The sequence below is a fragment of the Vibrio ichthyoenteri ATCC 700023 genome, assembly GCF_000222605.1.
Taxonomy (GTDB): Bacteria; Pseudomonadota; Gammaproteobacteria; order Enterobacterales; family Vibrionaceae; genus Vibrio; species Vibrio ichthyoenteri.
Genome location: NZ_AFWF01000195.1, coordinates 1 through 18,851 on the forward strand (window position 1 = coordinate 1; position 18,851 = coordinate 18,851).

14 protein-coding genes are annotated in these 18,851 nt (G+C 43.9%); 9 read left to right on the forward strand and 5 right to left on the reverse strand.

Annotation, left to right across the window (positions count from 1 at the left end; all coding sequences use genetic code 11):
* From RH85_RS13895 to RH85_RS13910, 5 genes are all read right to left on the reverse strand, one after another.
* A partial coding sequence (locus RH85_RS13895) for a response regulator (protein WP_241210402.1) occupies positions 1-1,294 on the reverse strand: 1,294 nt, incomplete at its 3' end.
* Entirely contained in the window at positions 1,291-1,518 is a 228-nt protein-coding gene (locus tag RH85_RS23495) for a response regulator (RefSeq protein ID WP_241210403.1), read from the reverse strand. The genes RH85_RS13895 and RH85_RS23495, both read right to left, overlap by 4 nt.
* A gap of 6 nt (positions 1,519-1,524) precedes the next feature.
* The gene (locus tag RH85_RS13900; RefSeq protein ID WP_006713337.1) at positions 1,525-3,264 is read right to left on the reverse strand and encodes an EAL domain-containing protein; all 1,740 of its coding nucleotides are present in this window, start codon (positions 3,262-3,264) and stop codon (positions 1,525-1,527) included.
* 1 nt (position 3,265) lies between these two features.
* Complete coding sequence (locus RH85_RS13905) at positions 3,266-6,724, reverse strand: hybrid sensor histidine kinase/response regulator (protein WP_006713338.1); 3,459 nt, start codon at positions 6,722-6,724, stop codon at positions 3,266-3,268.
* 287 nt (positions 6,725-7,011) lie between these two features.
* The gene (locus tag RH85_RS13910; RefSeq protein ID WP_006713339.1) at positions 7,012-7,902 is read right to left on the reverse strand and encodes a LysR family transcriptional regulator; all 891 of its coding nucleotides are present in this window, start codon (positions 7,900-7,902) and stop codon (positions 7,012-7,014) included.
* Between the two features lie 255 nt (positions 7,903-8,157).
* Between RH85_RS13910 and RH85_RS13915 the strand changes: the two genes are divergently transcribed.
* From RH85_RS13915 to RH85_RS13955, 9 genes are all read left to right on the forward strand, one after another.
* Positions 8,158-8,877, forward strand: coding sequence for an SDR family oxidoreductase (locus tag RH85_RS13915; RefSeq protein ID WP_006713340.1), 720 nt, complete (start codon positions 8,158-8,160; stop codon positions 8,875-8,877).
* A gap of 535 nt (positions 8,878-9,412) precedes the next feature.
* Positions 9,413-11,041, forward strand: coding sequence for an ABC transporter substrate-binding protein (locus RH85_RS13920; protein ID WP_006713341.1), 1,629 nt, complete (start codon positions 9,413-9,415; stop codon positions 11,039-11,041).
* A 165-nt stretch (positions 11,042-11,206) separates the two neighbouring features.
* Complete coding sequence (gene oppB, locus RH85_RS13925) at positions 11,207-12,127, forward strand: oligopeptide ABC transporter permease OppB (protein WP_005596057.1); 921 nt, start codon at positions 11,207-11,209, stop codon at positions 12,125-12,127.
* Positions 12,128-12,142: 15 nt separating this feature from the next.
* Positions 12,143-13,045 carry an oligopeptide ABC transporter permease OppC gene (oppC, locus tag RH85_RS13930; protein WP_005596058.1) on the forward strand — a complete coding sequence of 301 codons (903 nt, stop codon included), beginning with the start codon at positions 12,143-12,145 and terminating at the stop codon, positions 13,043-13,045.
* A 29-nt stretch (positions 13,046-13,074) separates the two neighbouring features.
* Positions 13,075-14,046, forward strand: a complete 972-nt coding sequence (gene oppD, locus RH85_RS13935; RefSeq protein WP_006713342.1) for an ABC transporter ATP-binding protein — start codon at positions 13,075-13,077, stop codon at positions 14,044-14,046.
* The gene (oppF, locus tag RH85_RS13940) at positions 14,043-15,035 is read left to right on the forward strand and encodes a murein tripeptide/oligopeptide ABC transporter ATP binding protein OppF (RefSeq protein ID WP_005596060.1); all 993 of its coding nucleotides are present in this window, start codon (positions 14,043-14,045) and stop codon (positions 15,033-15,035) included. The genes oppD and oppF overlap by 4 nt, the downstream gene beginning before the upstream one ends.
* A 258-nt stretch (positions 15,036-15,293) precedes the next feature.
* Positions 15,294-16,322 (forward strand): ABC transporter substrate-binding protein, encoded by a 1,029-nt coding sequence (locus RH85_RS13945; RefSeq protein WP_006713343.1) that lies wholly within the window; start codon positions 15,294-15,296, stop codon positions 16,320-16,322.
* Complete coding sequence (locus RH85_RS13950; protein WP_006713344.1) at positions 16,322-17,365, forward strand: histone deacetylase family protein; 1,044 nt, start codon at positions 16,322-16,324, stop codon at positions 17,363-17,365. Before RH85_RS13945 ends, RH85_RS13950 begins: the two co-directional genes overlap by 1 nt.
* Positions 17,366-17,554: 189 nt before the next feature.
* Entirely contained in the window at positions 17,555-18,499 is a 945-nt protein-coding gene (locus RH85_RS13955; protein ID WP_006713345.1) for a glutathione S-transferase family protein, read from the forward strand.
* Positions 18,500-18,851 lie beyond the last annotated feature (352 nt).

Genomic DNA, 18,851 nt, shown 5'->3' on the forward strand with positions numbered 1-18,851 from the left:
AAGCGACTTGCATCAACTGGGCGTAGTCACCATCTTTGGGCCAGCGCCTCGCCAGTAACTTGATAATGCTCATACAGACGGATTGTAAAAATGGGCAGCGTTGATTGATTTCGATGTAGATTTTAATCAATTCACTCAGCGTCATTCGGTTGGCTTGAATATACTTGTGCTTCCCTTCTAACCATTCCAATTTATCAACGTTCGCTTGTTGTAATTGATTGAGCATCGTCATTTGGCTAGCGAAGATGTTTTCATTCTGATCGGTGTGAATCACTTCACTGCAACGTGGGATCAGACGAGCGAATTCACTGTCAAAATTCATACGGTTTAAAATCCAAGCAAACTGATGCAAAGGATAGAAGTGATGAAATTGCTTTTGGCGGTGAATGCTATTTAGTGTGCTGATCGCTAGGTTGTATTGCTGCTCTTCTAAGGCGATATGGGCGAGCAATAGATCTAACTCTGGCTGAAGCTTACTTGCTTCGCGCATCCCAATGATTTGGCTATAGAGGCTTTTCGCTTCATTTAATCGAGCGACTTTCAGTTCTGGGGTGGACTGGAAACAAGCATACAAGAGGATTCGCACCATGTTTATTTTAGTATAAATGGTGTTGCGATAAGTCTCTTTGTTGATTTCAATGTAAGTGCGGTATCGCTCGAGTGCACTTTGATAGTCACCAACCGAAATACATAAATTGGTGATCACTAATTCTCTTTCTGAGTTACCTCTGACGATCTTACTAGCAAGTTCAAAGTGACGAATCGCCGTTGGTACTTCGCTGTTCATCAAACTTATATTAGCCGCCGCCGTGCGAACCAAGGTGTTATTGGGCTTGGTCGTTAAAAGCTTGTTGATCATCTTTTGTGCGGTTTTTTTCTCACCTAGATTCATTAAAGAATTGGCGAGACCGATGGTGGCCCAGTCACATTGCTTGCGAGACAAAATGTTTTCATACAAACTTTTTGATTGATCATGTAATTGCAAACGGCTTAAAAACTCGCCTTTAAAGCGTGCAATCGTAAATTGGTATTCAGGATAAAAAGGCAGCAAATCATCACACAATCCAACACCTTGCTGATATTGATGACGAAGTTGAGCTGTAAATAGCTGATACAAAGCATGCTTGCGCGTGACCGAAGAATTGATACGTTCACGTAGCGACATAATGTTGAATGGCTTGAGCAAGTAATCATCGGGTTTCAGTTCAATGATCGAGTGCACGATTGTGGCAGAGCTTTCTCCCGTGATCAGGATGAATACCGCTTTCTCGTGCAACAGATTGTAGTGTTTCATCTCTTCAAACACTTGTTTACCGTGATACCTCGGCCTAGATTGTAATCACACAAGATAAGGTCGTATTGCTCTTGGCGAGCAAGCTGCATGGCTGCTCTTGCGCTTGAACAATAGGTGATATTACGGTCATTGAACCCCAATTTAAGCAGCATGCTTTTTATGGTGACGACGACAATTGAGGCGTCATCAACGATTAACACCCTAAGCGAAGAAAATTGATTCATTGTCTATTATCTAAATTGTGCCAATTCTACGATGGACTTAATTTCTAACTTATTGAATATTCTGTTTTTATAAGTGCTTACCGTTTTCTCGCTAATATCTAATGTGCTGGCAACTTTCTTGTTATTGAAGCCTTTTAACAGCAAGTTAGCGACGTTGATCTCTTGGGTAGAGAGCAACTGATAGATTTTTTGAATATTGCTCTTATCACGGTCAATCAACGTTGAAGCGATCGTTTTAATGTAACGAGGGTTCTTATTCGCTTTGAAACAGTGATAGTTATGATTAGTGATGGTGCTTTTAACCGGGTTGTTGCCTTCCAGCAAGCAAACCGAACCAATGAAATTGGTGCTATTTAGATGCAGCAGCAGATCGTTGACATCGGCATCAATAAAGTCGATATCAATCACCAGCAAACTGACTTTTTGAATGTCATTATTCTCAAGCTGCTGCGTGATCGACTTATAGGTAAAAATATTGCCAAACAAGTCATCTTTTGCCATCGCCTTACTAATCGCATGAGATGAAGCCGTATTGGAACTGAGTATCACTGCGTTGTGCATTGGCGCATCTTGCGCTTGGCTTTGCTCCAATTCGATCGAGTGGGCGATATATTCCCAGAGCGCAGAAATAGGCAGTGGCTTACAGGCATAAAACCCTTGGTAGCTATCAATGCCCAGGCCATTGAGATACTGCAAGGTGGCTTCGTCTTCAATACCTTCAACGATGCAGTGTAAGCCTAGTGAGTTAGCCAATTGAATACACATGCTGGTGAGTTGTTGGTTACGGAAGTTACTGGTGACATCTTTAATGAAACTACGATCAATCTTGAGTTCGGTAAAGGGCAGAATGGCCAATTGGCTCAGTGATGCGTGACCAGTACCAAAGTCATCAATCGATAGGCAAATACCATGCATACGTAAACGAGCAAGGTTGGCAAGTGAGTTACGAGAATAACGGTAAACCTCGTGTTCTGTAAGCTCCAGAACCAAGCGTTTAGGATCAAACTGGTATTGTTCACACAGTGCTAATAGCTTGTCACACATATCATTTTCAAAGTTTGACTGCGTCACATTAATTGATAGGCTGATCTCGTTGTGAAGCAGTGCAATGGCCGCAATGGCTTTTTCGGCGACATGCCAAAATAGGCGATCAATCATGCCTAAGTTTTGGATCGTATCAAGAAAGCTGATCGGTGTAAGAACCCCAAAGCGTGGGTGCAAACAACGAACTAATGACTCAACACCGACGATGCGTTGAGTATGGGCACTAAACTGCGGTTGGTAGTAGTTCGCAAACCAGTTTTGTTCAAATGCATCAATGACTTCTTGATCACGGAGTGTAATGTGATTGGCGTCTTCAGTTGAATGCAGCTTGCGATTATTGTAGCGTTCAAACACCACATTTAAAGCCGCAACGGTATGTGGCTTTGTGATGGTGTCGACAAACTTGAAGCCGGCAGCGATACACATGTTGCTGGTTAGCTCAATAACATCTTCTCGCATCGCACTGTGAATGGCGACGCCAATCTCAATGGAGTAATTTGAGAGAGTGGCAAGGAACTGCACACCATCCATATCCGGCAAATTAATGTCACAGATGATGAAATCGATGTTTTCTCTTTGACAGATTTCTAAGGCAGATTGAGCATCGCGAGCAAGAACGACTTGATGATAACCCAAAGCCATAAGCGACAGTTTTAGCTTAGTTGCCTGTATTATGTCATCTTCAACGATTAGTATTTTCATGCTATTGCCTTGTTTCCAGCCACTGTGTCACGTTATCTATTATTGCGTTTAGCTCAAAAATAATGCGTTGTTTGAGCGCGCTTTTGTCGTTTTCAACCTCCGTTGTTTCAAATGCTTTAGCCAATGCTGTTAGCTCTTCCATGTTCAGTAATGCAGACGATCCCTTAATGCGGTGAATGATCGACTTATCGTCTTTAGTACCACTTTTTAAGGCGAGTATTTCTTTTTTAAATGAGTCGACAACGACTAACGCCATCTCCATATTTTCTTGCTCACTGCCCGTCAAAAGCCAATTAATGTTACTTTTTTCATTGTGCGCAACATCGCGATTTTGGGCGTTGCTGTTACCGACGCTTAAATATTGAATAAGAGTACGACGAAGCTCGTCTAAGGTATAGGGTTTATATAGTACTTCATTCATACCACATGCCTGAGCTTTCTCTGTCACCATTCGAGAATCCTCTGCGGTACAACCAATCACGGAAAGTTGCCCAAAGGAATCGGGTTTAGAACGGATTATCTCCGTTAATTCAAAGCCATTCATAATTGGCATATGGCAATCAGTGAGCACCAAAGACACATACTCGGTGTGCTGTTGTAAATAGTCGAGAGCTTCTTGGCCATTACTGACAATATGGGCATTCACCCCTAATCGGGTTAACTGTTTATGCAGTAACATTTGGTTAATTACATCGTCATCAGCAACCAGTACAACACCGTAAGTATCATTGATGGTTTTAGCCGCCTTTACTTCGTCATGAGAATTCGCCACCCAAAGTTCGAAAAGTTTATCGGGATAGACATTCTCAATGGGTGGCTTCGCATTGAGAGGGAGTGCCTCTTTTTCTTGCCAAACCGAGAGCCACTTAGCTTCCAGGGTATTGTTAGCGAGCGCATCATTCGCCAATACGATACGCTGGGTATGATATTGGGTAGGAATGGTACAGATTACGCTTGTTCCAACACCGTAATCACTATGTATATCAATGTTACCATCCATTAACTCAATTAAGTTTTTGGTAATGCTCATCCCCAATCCAGTGCCACCAAAACGGCGAGAAATCCCCTTGTCAGCCTGGACAAAAGGTTCAAAAACCGTGGTTAGGTGCTGAGGTGTCATGCCGCATCCGGTATCGGCGACCGTGATCGTCATTGACTCCGTAGAATGGACAATTGTGACTGTGATTTGCCCAGTTTTAGTAAACTTCAGTGCGTTAGAGAGCAAATTAGCCAGAACTTGATTGACTCGCATCGCATCAAAATCAACTTGATGTATCTTTGATGGGTGCCAATCCAAAATAAACTCCAACCCTTTCACTTTTGCAGCCGTTTCAAAACTGCGTAGTGATGGGCAAAGCTCTTGATAAACATTATGGCGACGAATATCGATTTGTAGCTGTCGCGCTTCTATTTTGGAAAAATCCAAAATCTCATTTACTTGTCGCTTTAATCGTTGCGCGGAGTGAATCGCGTTTTTAAGTAGCTCGGCATCTTGCTGATTTTTCAAGTTGAATTGCAGAAGTTCCATTAAGCCCATCATCGCGGCAATCGGGGTTCTCAATTCATGACTTACCACAGCGAGAAAATGGCTTCTTGCTTCAATGGCTTGCATCGCTTTTTCGTTAGATAGCTGCAAATCCGCTTCAAATTGTTTTTCTGTGGTGATGTCATCAATGATCGTCATACGATGGTTTGACCCAAGCTCCGGGTGAATAATCGCTTGATGGCGGATATGAAAATAATGGCCGCTTAACCAACAGTCACATTGAGGGTAATGCAATACTTCATTCGTTTCTGTCGCCATAACATCAGTAATAAAGTCACAACGCTTCTTCGTACTAGCGTCAATGTGTTTTTCACAGCTTTTAACATGTCCATGATAGGCCGAGTTTGTGAAGACAATTTTTTCGTCTTCATCAGTGATAAAAATAATACTTGGCATACTATCAAGTAGAGTTGAAAGCCAACTGATTTCACTTTGTGATAACTGGTTGATTTTTTGGGTACGTTTTAATCGCCCTGATAACATCCACAAAATCGTAATGCCAACTAAGACAAACACAGTAACCAATAACAACGCCCAGATGACATAGCTATTAACGACGTTTTTGCTGTAGCCATAGTTAACAAATAATTTACTATGGCTTTCCCTTAGGGCTGCAATTTCGTCGTGATCGGTGATCGCGAGCATGCGTGATAGCATATTTAGCAGTAGCGCTGAATCTTGACGAACTGACATCACTAGAGGGATTTCGAAATCCATGTAGTCAGGCTTAGGCAGAGAGTCAAACTGACTGGTCGTTGGACTATATAAATAGTCTTCTATGATTTCGCGATCTAACAGTAAATGCGTGATCTTGCCTTTGTTAAAATCGACTAACATGTCGGCGGCATTTGAGTAAACAACCACAGGTTCATGTTGTTGGATATCTCTTATTTGTTGATGCAGCGTATCGGTGCGGTCTAATACAGCAAGCACTCTTTTGCTATTTGAATTTTTGGCTTTGATTAAGCCATATTCAATTGCGGCGTAGCTCTCTGTAATCAACTGCTTATCATGATCAATACTATAGACGTTGCGTCCAGGTAGTACATCAACCAGTCCTTGCTCTAGCATCTCTTCGATATTACGACCGTTAGCGGGCACGTATTCAAATTCAAATAGTGTTTTGCGTTCTAGAAGCCTTAATAGATCATGAACATAACCTCTAACTTCGCCCGTTTTATCGTCGACATAGGAGAGAGGGTAACTCTGTTCGGTGATCGTATAGCGAATGGTCGCATTTTTTTGTTGGTTTTGTAATAACTGCCAATGTGCCATTTCGTTAAGCACATATAAGTTAGACAGTTTTATATTCGCTAGTGGCAGTTTGTGTTCTGCAATTACGGAATTGAAAATCTGTTTAATTTGGGGGCGATCTTTTGCCATCATTAGGCCAATTTCGGCTTTACCCATATCATGTTGAAGGAAGATTCGACCTTTCGAATGACGAGGATCAAGAATGTACTGATTAACTTCCATCAGGGTGGTAATCGTCGCATCAGCCATGTTGTGGCGTAGCATTTGCGCCACAACATTGAGCTTATTTGAGGTGACAAACTTTGAAACTCCAAACTTTTCCAAAGCTTCACAATCTTCGCCACCGCGCACGCACACCCAAGTCCAAGACGCGGGATCTTTGTATTGTAGAGTCTCGTCAGCCAGCCAAATGATTTTTTTCAACGAAATCAGAGGGGCGGAAAAGTTAAATCGCTGATTACGCGATTGGCTACTTGCGAATCCAAGAGTGACATCAACATCATGATTTTCGATGGCCGCAAACAGTTTTTCAAAATCATCGTAGCCACGATAAGTTAATTCAAGCCCTAGCGCTTCGGTTAGCGTGAGTAGAAAATCATGGTATAGGCCTGACGGATTATCTATTCCTCCCCAGTAGGGAGCCCATTTTTCTTCAGGCATGCCAACCACCAAACGGTCGTGATTAAATTCGTCTGCATAACTTGTTGTCGTAAATAGAGTGGCATTTAAAAAGGCGAAAAAGATTAAGGCAAATCGAAACACGTTCAGGGGGGTACTCAGGATAAATTCGGGCGGCGATTTTATCAGCTAATACTCGAAGGGCAAAGTAAAAATGAAACTTAAATTTAACCTTTAAAAACAGTCATTTACCTCGTGTAGGAATTGTCCTACACGTGATAAGCGTGCTGTTTTGTTGCGCAACTAGATGGATTTGTATCAAGTTGGCATTACTGAAATCGGTGGCGCATAAAATCGAGGAATGATCGCAAACGTTTGGGTTGGTAGCGATCTTTATGGAAAATCGCTGAAAAAGGCACAGAGGCTATTTTCCACTCTGGCATCAGTTCGATTAACTCGCCGCTTGCAATCTCTTTCTCACAATACACCTTAGGGACTCGGATAATGCCGTTGCCCATTTTTGCCGCCTTGATTAAGGCCCGTCCATTTTTACAGGTCAGCTTTCCTTTGACGTGAATTTCAACCGGTCTATTGGTGGATTCAGGATCAACAAAACTCCACTTGGTGACAGAACCAGTAAGAGTCCGATGTTGTTGCAGCTCTTTAGGGTGTGTGAGTTCACCGTAGTGAGCGACATAGTCAGGGCTTGCGAGCGTGACCATATCGATATCCATTAAATGCTTGGCGACAAACCCTGCATCTTCCAGATTACCCATACGAAAAGCGATATCAAATTGGTCGTCAATGAGGTCAATACGATGGCTAGAGAAGTCCAAATCTATCGTGACTTGAGGATGGAGCGAGAGAAAATCAGCAATGGCTGCTGCGATCACTTCTTCTCCTAAATAGCCACCAACACAGTTAACGCGCAACAAGCCTTGCACTTGTTCAGTGTCGTCAATGGCGGCGATCAGGGCTTGATCAATTTGATGCAGAGCCGTTTCACATTGGCGATAAAAGCGTTCACCAGCTTGGGTTAAACGCAGAGTTCGTGTGGTGCGAGTTAGTAGCGTGACGCCCATCTGTTTTTCAAGCGCAGTAATTTGACGTGAAACGTGCGAACGCGATACCGCCAAGGCATCCGCTGCTTTGGTGAAGTTACCAAGCTGCGCGATGAGCACGAACGAACGGATATCGGCAAGGTTGATTTGATTGAGCATAATCTTGGCCTAAATTTAGTGGTAGCAGATTTAATGTTCGCTAACGAAACACGATACGTCTTCACCATACAAATTACGTGAGGGTTCTGTAACTCTTTCGTTTTATGGAGCAATTCACTCATTGTTGCACAGGTGCAACAGTGAGTGAACTTAAATGCTATATATCAACGATAGAGGCTTTCGTAATATAGCGCCATCAACAGGGGAGAGCCCCTGACTTCTGACTAAAATTGATTTAACTCTTTGGAGAACAACATGAAAAAGCTCGTTGTTATAACAGGTGCAAGTTCAGGTATTGGTGAAGCAATCGCACGTCGCATGAGCGATGCTGGTCACCCACTGTTGTTGATTGCGCGTCGTTTGGAACGCTTAGAGTCACTTAATTTGCCGAATACTTTATGCGAAAAAGTTGATGTTCTGGACAAAGCGGCATTTGAAGCGGCGATTACGAAAGCAGAAGCGCAGTTTGGCGCAGCAGATTGCATTGTGAATAATGCCGGTGTGATGCTGTTGAGCGAGTTAGATGTACAAGATGCCAATGAATGGAAACGTATGTTTGACGTGAACGTTATCGGCTTAATGAACGGCATGCAGGCAGTATTGGCTCCGATGAAAGCCCGTCGCAGTGGTACGATTATTAATATTAGCTCTGTGGCTGGCCGCAAAACCTTTCCAAATCATGCGGCGTATTGTGGTACTAAATTCGCAGTACATGCTATCTCTGAAAATGTACGTGAAGAAGTAGCCAACTTTGATGTTCGTGTCACGACGATTGCTCCAGGAGCGGTTGAGACAGAGTTGTTGTCCCACACTAGCAATCAAGACATTAAAGATGGGTACGGGGATTGGAAAGAACAGATGGGTGGCGTATTAGCGGCTGACGATATTGCTCGTGCAGTAGAGTATGCTTACGCGCAACCGCAAGGCGTGTGCGTACGCGAAGTGGTTATTGCCCCAACGCGTCAACAGCCATAAATTAAATTGATGTGAATCAGCCCCTCTATTTAAGAGGGGCTTTTTTGTATCTGACTTTTTAGTGAAAAAATCTAAATAATTACGCACTTTTGGTTTTTATTGAAGTTGCTCATATCGGTGGTTTTTAGCACGATTGAAAATTTAGTTTAACTAAATGGGTGGCGTTAATGAATGCGCTGTGACCGTGTTGTTAATGGCTTTGGGTTGGCAGTTGTGTTGAGTGCGAAAAATATCAACAAATCTATTGGTTTTAGAGTCTCACTCTGCAACCTTATTGCAAATTGACTTAAAATATCGATTTTCGATTTTATTGTAGTGTTTTATTGTGGTTATGAACTAATTGTGAGGAATTATTCAATTTTTTAATACATTTTTATGGAAAATTACTTTGGGGATTGCTAATATGTGCCACAATCTTTGTAAGGTTTTAGTTATTTATGCTTATTTATTGAGCAACTTAAAACTAAACCACTATCGTTCAAGTGGACTTGCAAAGGAGTCATGGATGCAATAAAAAAACTTGGAGTTTTTACACATGTATAAGAATAAAATTACCCAAGCCCTTCTTCTAGGCGCTGGTCTGGCCGTAGCGGCCACTTCTACTGTTTCAATCGCTGCAGACGTTCCTGCGGGCACTAAACTTGCGCAAGTACAAGAACTGGTTCGTGGTAACGGTACTGAAGTTGCGACAATCGACCCGCATAAATCTCAAGGTGTACCTGAATCGCATGTTATTGCTGATTTGCTAGAAGGCCTAGTGGGCCAAGATGCAAACGGTAATATTATCCCAGGCGTGGCTGAAACTTGGGAAACGGCAGACAACAAAACTTACACCTTCCACCTACGCAAAGATGCGAAATGGTCTAATGGCGATCCAGTAACCGCACACGATTTTGTTTTCAGTTTTCAGCGTTCTGTTGATCCTATGACCGCATCTCCTTACTCTTGGTACATGGAATACACCAAGATGAAGAATGCGAAAGATATCATTGCTGGTAAAGCGGATAAGAGCACGTTGGGCGTGAAAGCGCTGGATGATCAAACCTTAGTGGTTGAGTTAGACTCGCCAGTACCATACTTCGTGATGATGATGGGCCACACCACAACTAAGCCAGTTCATAAAGCAACGGTTGAGAAATTTGGTGACCAATGGACTAAGCCTGAAAACTTTGTGGGCAACGGTGCATTTGTCGTTGATAAATGGGTTGTGAATGAGCGTCTTGTTCTAAAACGTAATGAACAATATTGGGATAATGACAAGACGGTACTAAACCAAGTTACTTTCTTGCCAATCGAAAACCAAGTAACGGAAATGAACCGTTTCTTGTCAGGCGAAATCGACTTTACTAACGAATTGCCTTTAGAGCACTTCAAGCGTCTGAGCAAAGATCACCCAGAGTCTGTTTCTGTGGTGGGTAACCTTTGTACTTACTACTACCTATTCAACACTAAGAAAGCACCGTTTGATGATGTTCGTGTTCGTCAGGCTGTTTCTTACACCATCGACCGTAACATCGTTGCTAATGCCATCATGGGCCAAGGTCAAAAACCTGCGTATTTCCTAACCCCTGAAATCACTGCCGGCTTTGATCCAGAAATGCCTGCATACGGTCAGATGAGTCAACAAGAGCGTAACGCAGAAGCGAAACGCCTACTAGAAGAAGCGGGTTACGGAAAAGATAACCCACTGAAATTCACTCTGCTTTACAACACCTCTGAGAACCACAAAAAAGTGGCTATCGCATTAGGTTCTATGTGGAAAAAATCACTAGGTCTTAATGTCACTCTAGAAAACCAAGAGTGGAAAACCTACCTATCAACTAAAGATTCGGGCAACTTTGAAATTGCGCGTGCTGGCTGGTGTGGTGACTACAACGAAGCGTCTTCGTTCCTAACTCTAATGAAGAGCGGCAACACGACCGGTGGTATTCACTACGATAGCAAAGCGTACGACGATTTGATGGAGCGCGCGATCACTTCTACTTCAGAAGAAGAGCGTAAAGCCCTTTATAGCGAAGCTGAGAAGTTGATGGCGAAAGACATGCCTATCGCACCTATCTACCAGTACGTGAAATCACGTCTACTGTCTCCTAAGGTTGGCGGCTTCCCAGCAAACAACCCAGAAGAGAAAATCTACTCGAAAGATCTTTACATCATCGAGTAATTATTCACCCGATAGAACTATAAAAATAGAGCCACTGTATAACGTGTTGAGCGTATGCAGTGGCCAATTGTACCTTGGTTTATCGAGAGACTAAGCGGGATAGCTGCGTCTCTCGCCAGGTACACATTCCTATATTTTACTGTCACAGACTGAAAGAGTGAGTTTATGCTTAAATTCATCGCAAAAAGGATATTTGAAGCGATCCCAACTATGTTGGTGTTGATCACAGTATCTTTCTTTCTCATGCGTTTCGCCCCGGGTAACCCATTTTCAAGCGAACGTCCTTTACCACCAGAAGTCATGGCTAATATTGAAGCGAAATACGGCCTCGATAAGCCGGTCGCTGAGCAATATTTCACCTATCTAACCAACGTTATCCAAGGTGATTTTGGCCCGTCTTTTAAATACCTTGATTACTCAGTTAACGAGTTGATGGCCGATGCATTGCCTGTCTCGGCGAAAGTGGGCGTGATTGCCTTTATCTTCACCGTTATTCTTGGCGTCTCGATCGGCACTTTTGCTGCCCTGCGGCAAAATAGCATTGTTGACTACGCCATTATGTCGACGGCGATGCTCGGGGTGGTATTGCCCTCCTTTGTATTAGCGCCGGCATTGATCTATCTATTTTCACTGCATTGGAAAATATTCCCCGCTGGTGGGTGGCAAGATGGTGGTTTCGAATATCTCGTGCTGCCTGTTATCGCGATGTCTTTACTTTACGTTGCCACCTTCGCGCGTATTACGCGTGGTTCAATGATTGAAACCTTAAACAGTAACTTTATTCGTACTGCGCGTGCGAAAGGTTTGAGCTACCCGTATATCGTGGTGAAACACGCACTAAAACCTGCATTGTTACCTGTAGTGTCATACATGGGGCCTGCGTTTGTCGGCATCATCACCGGTTCGGTTGTGGTAGAAACCATTTTTGGTCTACCGGGTATAGGTAAGCTGTTTGTGAATGCTGCCTTCAACCGTGACTATTCGCTAGTAATGGGGGTCACCATCTTGATTGGTTTCCTCTTTATTCTATTCAACGCCATCGTTGATATTTTACTAGCAATGATCGACCCGAAAATTCGCTACTAGCAGGGATGTATGGTTATGTTGACGAAAAAAGAAAACCTTGAAGCGATCGAGAAGTTCTCAGAAAACTTAGAAATTGAAGGTCGCAGTTTATGGCAAGACGCTCGTATCCGCTTTATGCGTAATAAAGCGGCGATGGTGAGCTTGTTTATTTTAGTGTTGATGACATTGGCGGTGGTCTTTTTGCCAATGTTCTCCCCGTATGCCTTTGATGATACGGATTGGTATGCCATGCACGTTGGACCGAATGCTGAGCACTGGTTTGGTACTGACAGTTTAGGCCGTGATTTATACGTCCGTACTTTGGTTGGTGGCCGCATCTCCTTGATGGTGGGTGTGATGGGCGCCTTTGTTGCAGTATTGATTGGTACGCTTTACGGCGCCGCTTCTGGTTTTATCGGCGGTAAAGTGGATCGCATTATGATGCGTATTCTAGAGATTTTGTACGCCGTACCATTCATGTTCCTTGTGATTGTTTTGGTCACTTTCTTTGGTCGTAATATCGTGCTGATTTTCGTTGCGATCGGTGCGATTGCATGGCTCGACATGGCGCGTATTGTACGTGGTCAAACACTGAGTTTACGCAGCAAAGAGTTCATTGAAGCGGCGCATGTGTGTGGTGTCAGTAACTGGAAAATCATCACTCGTCATATTGTGCCGAACGTTTTGGGTATTGTAGCGGTTTACTCAACCTTACTTATCCCAAGCATGATTTTGACGGAATCTTTCCTTTCATTCCTTGGTCTTGGTGTTCAAGAGCCGATGACAAGTTGGGGCGCGCTGCTACAAGAAGGCTCGCAAACGATGGAAATTGCAATCTGGCAGCTGGCATTCCCAGCCTCGTTCATGGTTGTGACTCTATTCTGCTTCAACTACGTTGGTGATGGCTTGCGCGATGCGCTGGATCCTAAAGACAGATAATCAATAATAACGATGATAAGGAAGCGAAGATGAGCTTATTAGATGTCAAAGATCTGCGCGTCGAGTTTACCACTCAAGATGGTATTGTAACCGCAGTTAACGATTTGAATTTTTCACTCAATCAAGGTGAGACCCTTGGTATTGTGGGTGAGTCAGGCTCTGGTAAATCACAAACGGTGTTTGCCATTATGGGCCTGTTAGCGAAGAACGGCATTATTTCCGGTAGTGCTAAGTTTGAAGGTCGTGAAATTCTTAATTTGCCAGAAAAAGAGCTAAACAAAGTTCGTGCTGAGCAAATTGCGATGATTTTCCAAGATCCAATGACCTCACTTAACCCATACATGAAAGTCAGTGACCAGCTGATGGAAGTGCTGATGCTGCATAAAGGTATGGGGAAAGCAGAAGCGTTTGAAGAATCAGTACGCATGCTGGAAGCGGTAAAAATCCCTGAAGCGCGTAAACGTATCACCATGTATCCACATGAGTTTTCAGGCGGTATGCGCCAACGTGTGATGATAGCAATGGCGTTGTTGTGTCGCCCTAAATTGTTGATTGCCGATGAACCAACCACCGCACTTGATGTGACGGTTCAAGCGCAAATCATGGATTTGCTTAACGAGCTGAAACAAGAGTTCAACACGGCGATTATCATGATCACGCACGACTTGGGTGTGGTTGCCGGTTCATGTGACAAAGTACTGGTGATGTATGCCGGCCGTACCATGGAATATGGTTCGGTGGATGATATTTTCTATAACCCAAGCCACCCGTATGCAGAAGGTCTATTAAGAGCGATCCCACGCCTTGATACGGAAGGGGATGTGCTGCCAACGATTCCGGGTAACCCGCCAAACCTTTTGCGTTTGCCAACCGGTTGTCCATATCAAGAACGTTGTCACCGCGTTACCGAGCGTTGTTCGCAAGAAGCGCCTATCTTGTTGCCATTTGGCGATGATCGTCAGCGCGCGTGTTTTTCTGATTGGGAGGCTTGGAACCGATGAGCACAGATAAAAAATTACTACTGGACGTTAGAGATCTTAAAGTTCACTTCAGCATTGCCTCTAAATCGGCATGGCCATGGGCCAAACCTGCCAGCTTGAAAGCGGTAGATGGCGTCAATGTTCGCTTGTATGAGGGTGAAACCTTAGGCGTTGTGGGTGAGTCCGGCTGTGGTAAATCCACCTTTGCTCGCGCCATTATTGGCTTGGTTGAAGCGACGGAAGGCGAAGTGGTGTGGCTAGGTCAAGATTTGACTAAAATGCGCAGTGTGCAACGCCGTGAAACGCGCAAAGAAATTCAGATGATCTTCCAAGATCCGCTGGCGTCACTCAACCCGCGTATGACCGTTGGCGACATCATTGCAGAGCCACTAGAAACCTTCTACCCAGAGCTTTCAAAGCAACAGGTTAAAGACAGCGTAAAAGAGATGATGACTAAGGTAGGGTTACTACCGAACGTGATTAACCGCTATCCGCATGAATTTTCTGGTGGTCAGTGTCAGCGTATTGGTATTGCACGCGCACTGATCTTAAAACCAAAAATGATCATCTGTGACGAACCGGTATCCGCTTTGGATGTTTCAATTCAAGCTCAGGTAGTTAACCTGTTGAAAGAATTGCAAAAAGAGCTTGGCTTGTCGCTGGTATTTATTGCTCATGACTTATCTGTGGTGAAGCACATCTCTGATCGTGTATTGGTGATGTACTTAGGCAACGAAGTGGAGTTGGGTGAATCGGACGCGCTATTTGCCGATCCTAAGCACCCTTACACGCGCGCTTTGATGTCAGCGGTGCCAATTCCTGATCCAAAGTTGGAACGCGAGAAAACCATCCAAATGTTGGAAGGCGATTTGCCTTCGCCAATCAATCCACCATCAGGTTGTGTGTTCCGTACTCGTTGCCCGCAAGCTACCGAGATTTGTGCACAGAAAAAGCCACAATTACAAGGTTCAGATGTGCATGCTGTGGCTTGTTTGAACGTCAGCGTCTAGAGATTTGAATTAAGTTGTCACTACGATTTCGCCTGTGACAGGCATAAGCGCGGCTTCTTTGTAGGTCGCGCTTTTTTTATCTGGTGAGAATGCAAACGTTAAATTGGCACTAAAAGCCACTATTAAATTGTGGTTTTATTATAATTGTGAACTATATCAATAAACTATATGGCATGCGCTTGATCTCACTTTGAGACTGCTATTTAATCCGCCGCGCGCAATATCGCGTTATGACACATTGATAGCATGTTAACGTAAATGAAAAATACTCTTGTTGCTTCGGCCCTAGTCGGCCTTCTCTCTTCTTCGCCTGTTTGGTCTGCTACCACTCTTAATATCTACAACTGGTCTGAGTATCTTCCTCAATCGATCATTGAAGATTTCACTGAAGAAACCGGTATTAAAGTTAATTACGCGACGTTTGAAAGTAATGAAACCATGTACGCTAAGCTTAAGCTTATCGATGGGGAAGGTTACGACATCGTAGTTCCGTCGACCTACTACGTATCCAAACTGGCGAATGATGGACTATTGCATCGTATTGATAAGTCGAAAATCGACACTTTCGCACAGCTAGATTCCAGCATCATGAATCAAAGCTTTGATCCACAAAACAGCTACTCTTTGCCTTATATGTGGGGCAGTACTGCCATCGGTTATAATTCTGAAGTGATCGACGGTAGTAAGCTTACTGGCTGGGCAGATTTGTGGAGCAGTGAGTACGCAGGCCAACTGCTGCTGACCGATGACGTGCGTGATGTAATGGGTATGGCATTGATCTTAGGCGGTCATAGCGTGAACTCTCAAGATGCCGAGGAATTGCAACAAGCGTATGAGCGCTTAACTAGCTTAAAACCTAACGTTATGGTGTTCAATTCAGATGCACCACACGTGCCACTGATCACTGGTGAAGTGAATGTGGGAATGCAATGGAACGGCACGGCTTACCGCGCCCAGCAAGAAAACCCAGCGATTCGCTTTGTTTACCCACGCGAAGGGGCGATTTTCTGGATGGATAACATCGTGATCCCAGAAAAAGCACAGAATAAAGAAGCGGCTTATGCTTTCATTAACTTCTTACTTGAGCCAGAAAATCAGGCGACGGTCGTGAAAGAGATCGGCTATGCTGTGCCAAATCTACAGGCACTGACACATCTACCGGCAGAAATTCGCGATAGTGAAATCATTTTCCCGCCAGCAGACGTTAAACAAAAAGGCCAATTTCTTGGTAGTGTCGGTGACGCAGTAGGATCTTATGAGCGTTACTGGATGGAGCTTAAGAAGTAGTGAAAGTTATTTACAGCGAAAAGCAGCGTTTACACCGCGTGAAATACGAGTTTCTTTCTGGTGAACCAACTGCGTGCTTTGAAAAACCTGAACGTGCAGACATGGTGCTAAACGCGATTGACCAGCATGGCGGTTTCAGTGTGATTGCGCCTAACAGTTATGGCACCGAACCAATGCAGTGGGTTCATACCGCTGATTATGTTGAGTTCTTGCAATCAGCATGGTCTGAGTGGGAAGCGCGTTTCGGTAGCGAGCACGATGCTTCGCCGTACTGTTTTATTAGTCCACGCCATTTGCGCCATCGTATCCCGAAAGATATCGAAGGTAAGCTGGGCTACTACAGTTTCGACATGACGGCAGCGATCACCAAGACCAGCTGGCAAGCGATTCAGTCTGCCACAGATTGTGCGTTAACCGCGGCTGATTTGATCATGCAAGGAGAGCAATCGGTATTCGCACTGTGCCGTCCACCGGGTCACCATGCAGCGCCAGATTTAATGGGCGGTTACTGCTATATCAACAATGCTGCGATTGCTGCTGAATCACTGCGTCGTCAAGGTAAAGAGAAAGTCGCGATTTTGGACGTTGATTACCATCATGGTAATGGTACGCAAAGCATCTTCTATCAACGTGACGATGTGTTGTTTGTGTCTATTCATGGCGATCCAGATTACGATTACCCGCACTATATTGGTTTTGCTGATGAAGTGGGAGAGGGCGCTGGTGAAGGATTTAACCTCAATCTGCCGTTGCCACAAGGCAAAACCGACTGGACTTTGTATGGCCCAGCATTGCAAGCCGCGTTGGAAAAAATCCAACAGTTTGGCGCGGATGCCTTGGTTATCTCTTTGGGTATGGATACCTACGAGCACGATCCAATCAGCTACTTCAAACTAAACCGTGATAACTATGCTGAAATTGGTCGTCAATTAGGCCAGTTGCAATTGCCAACCTTGTTTGTATTTGAAGGTGGCTATGCGGTGGATGACCTTGGCCATAATACTGTCGCAGTATTAGATGGTTATATGAACCCTCAAGTATAACGTTCGCTGTTAAATGTTACGTACATGAAAAACGCCCACTTTAGTGGGCGTTTTTTATCGGCTAAATAATTAATCTACTTAGTTTGTTGTCATTTGAAAAAATTGAACATCTTCTGCAATTTCTTCCGCTTATCTATCAATCATTGATGATTATACTGATCATTATTGAAACGATTGAGGAGCAAGATAATGGGACAGTTGGTAAACGGTATTTGGCATGATACGTGGTACGACACCAAATCAAATGGTGGTAAATTTGTGCGAGAAGACGCTGGTTTTCGTGACTGGGTACAAGACAATCCACAAGCCAAGTTTCAACCTGAATCAGGTCGCTACCATCTTTATGTTTCTCTTGCTTGCCCTTGGGCTCACCGCACGCTTATTTTACGAACACTAAAAGGATTGGAGCCGCACATCGACGTGACGGTAGTTTGTCCTGATATGCTCACCGAAGGTTGGCAAATGGGTTTGCCTGAACCACTATTTGGCCATACTCGTTTGCATCAGATCTACACACAAGCAAAAGCCGACTATACCGGCCGCGTAACGGTGCCTGTGTTGTGGGATAAGCAAACACAAACCATCGTCAGCAATGAATCGTCAGAGATCATCCGCATGTTTAACCACGAGTTTGATCGGCTTACTGGTAATGTGGATGATTACTATCCGCAGCATCTACGTAGCTTAATTGATGAGTGGAATGACTATATTTATCCGGCCATTAATAATGGCGTGTATCGTTGTGGGTTTGCGACTACCCAAGAGGCTTATGAAGAAGCCTACGAGCAATTGTTTAGTGCACTTGATCGCGTTGAACGCCATCTTGAAACGCATCGCTACCTAGCGGGTAACCAAATAACCGAAGCGGATTGGCGTTTGTTCACTACATTGATTCGTTTTGATGCGGTCTATGTTGGTCATTTTAAATGCAACAAGCAGCGCATAGCCGATTATCCCAACCTCAATGGTTACCTTAAAGAACTCTATCAAGTGGAAGGAATCGCGCAGACCACCGATTTTTATCACATCAAGCGTCATTACTATTTTAGCCATACCAGTATCAATCCCACTCAAATTGTTCCCCTAGGGCCGCAATTAGATTTGGGCTTACCTCACGGAAGAGACCACCTTTAAAATCGTTAATATCACTTTAACTTCATGTCTTATTGGTGCCATTCTCAAGCGAATCTTCAAGCAAGTTCTTACCCTGTTGGGCAAGATCTTGCTTCTCAGGGCAATAAATTGCTCACGCTCAAGTAAAAGCAAAGTCAAGGTTATGATTTTTAGACATATTTTATTTGGCATTAATCTTGAACTTACTCTTGCTGAGTTGGCTCATGGTCTGCCTATACCTAATCAGCGCCTTGATATGATCTAAAAAGTTCTAGGTCATATGACAGTGCCCATCTCAACAATCGGAGTGTCACTTAATCCAATCGCTAGTAAATAGCATGACGTTATTTAAAAAATATCGAAGTGGCCCTTA

What these genes read in the sequence shown, in the direction of transcription:
- RH85_RS23495 (WP_241210403.1), bottom strand. Translation starts at nt 1,518, where the DNA reads ATGAATCAATTTTCTTCGCTTAGGGTGTTAATCGTTGATGACGCCTCA.
- RH85_RS13900 (WP_006713337.1), bottom strand. Translation starts at nt 3,264, where the DNA reads ATGAAAATACTAATCGTTGAAGATGACATAATACAGGCAACTAAGCTA.
- RH85_RS13905 (WP_006713338.1), bottom strand. Translation starts at nt 6,724, where the DNA reads ATGCCTGAAGAAAAATGGGCTCCCTACTGGGGAGGAATAGATAATCCG.
- RH85_RS13910 (WP_006713339.1), bottom strand. Translation starts at nt 7,902, where the DNA reads ATGCTCAATCAAATCAACCTTGCCGATATCCGTTCGTTCGTGCTCATC.
- RH85_RS13915 (WP_006713340.1), top strand. Translation starts at nt 8,158, where the DNA reads ATGAAAAAGCTCGTTGTTATAACAGGTGCAAGTTCAGGTATTGGTGAA.
- RH85_RS13920 (WP_006713341.1), top strand. Translation starts at nt 9,413, where the DNA reads ATGTATAAGAATAAAATTACCCAAGCCCTTCTTCTAGGCGCTGGTCTG.
- oppB (WP_005596057.1), top strand. Translation starts at nt 11,207, where the DNA reads ATGCTTAAATTCATCGCAAAAAGGATATTTGAAGCGATCCCAACTATG.
- oppC (WP_005596058.1), top strand. Translation starts at nt 12,143, where the DNA reads ATGTTGACGAAAAAAGAAAACCTTGAAGCGATCGAGAAGTTCTCAGAA.
- oppD (WP_006713342.1), top strand. Translation starts at nt 13,075, where the DNA reads ATGAGCTTATTAGATGTCAAAGATCTGCGCGTCGAGTTTACCACTCAA.
- oppF (WP_005596060.1), top strand. Translation starts at nt 14,043, where the DNA reads ATGAGCACAGATAAAAAATTACTACTGGACGTTAGAGATCTTAAAGTT.
- RH85_RS13945 (WP_006713343.1), top strand. Translation starts at nt 15,294, where the DNA reads ATGAAAAATACTCTTGTTGCTTCGGCCCTAGTCGGCCTTCTCTCTTCT.
- RH85_RS13955 (WP_006713345.1), top strand. Translation starts at nt 17,555, where the DNA reads ATGGGACAGTTGGTAAACGGTATTTGGCATGATACGTGGTACGACACC.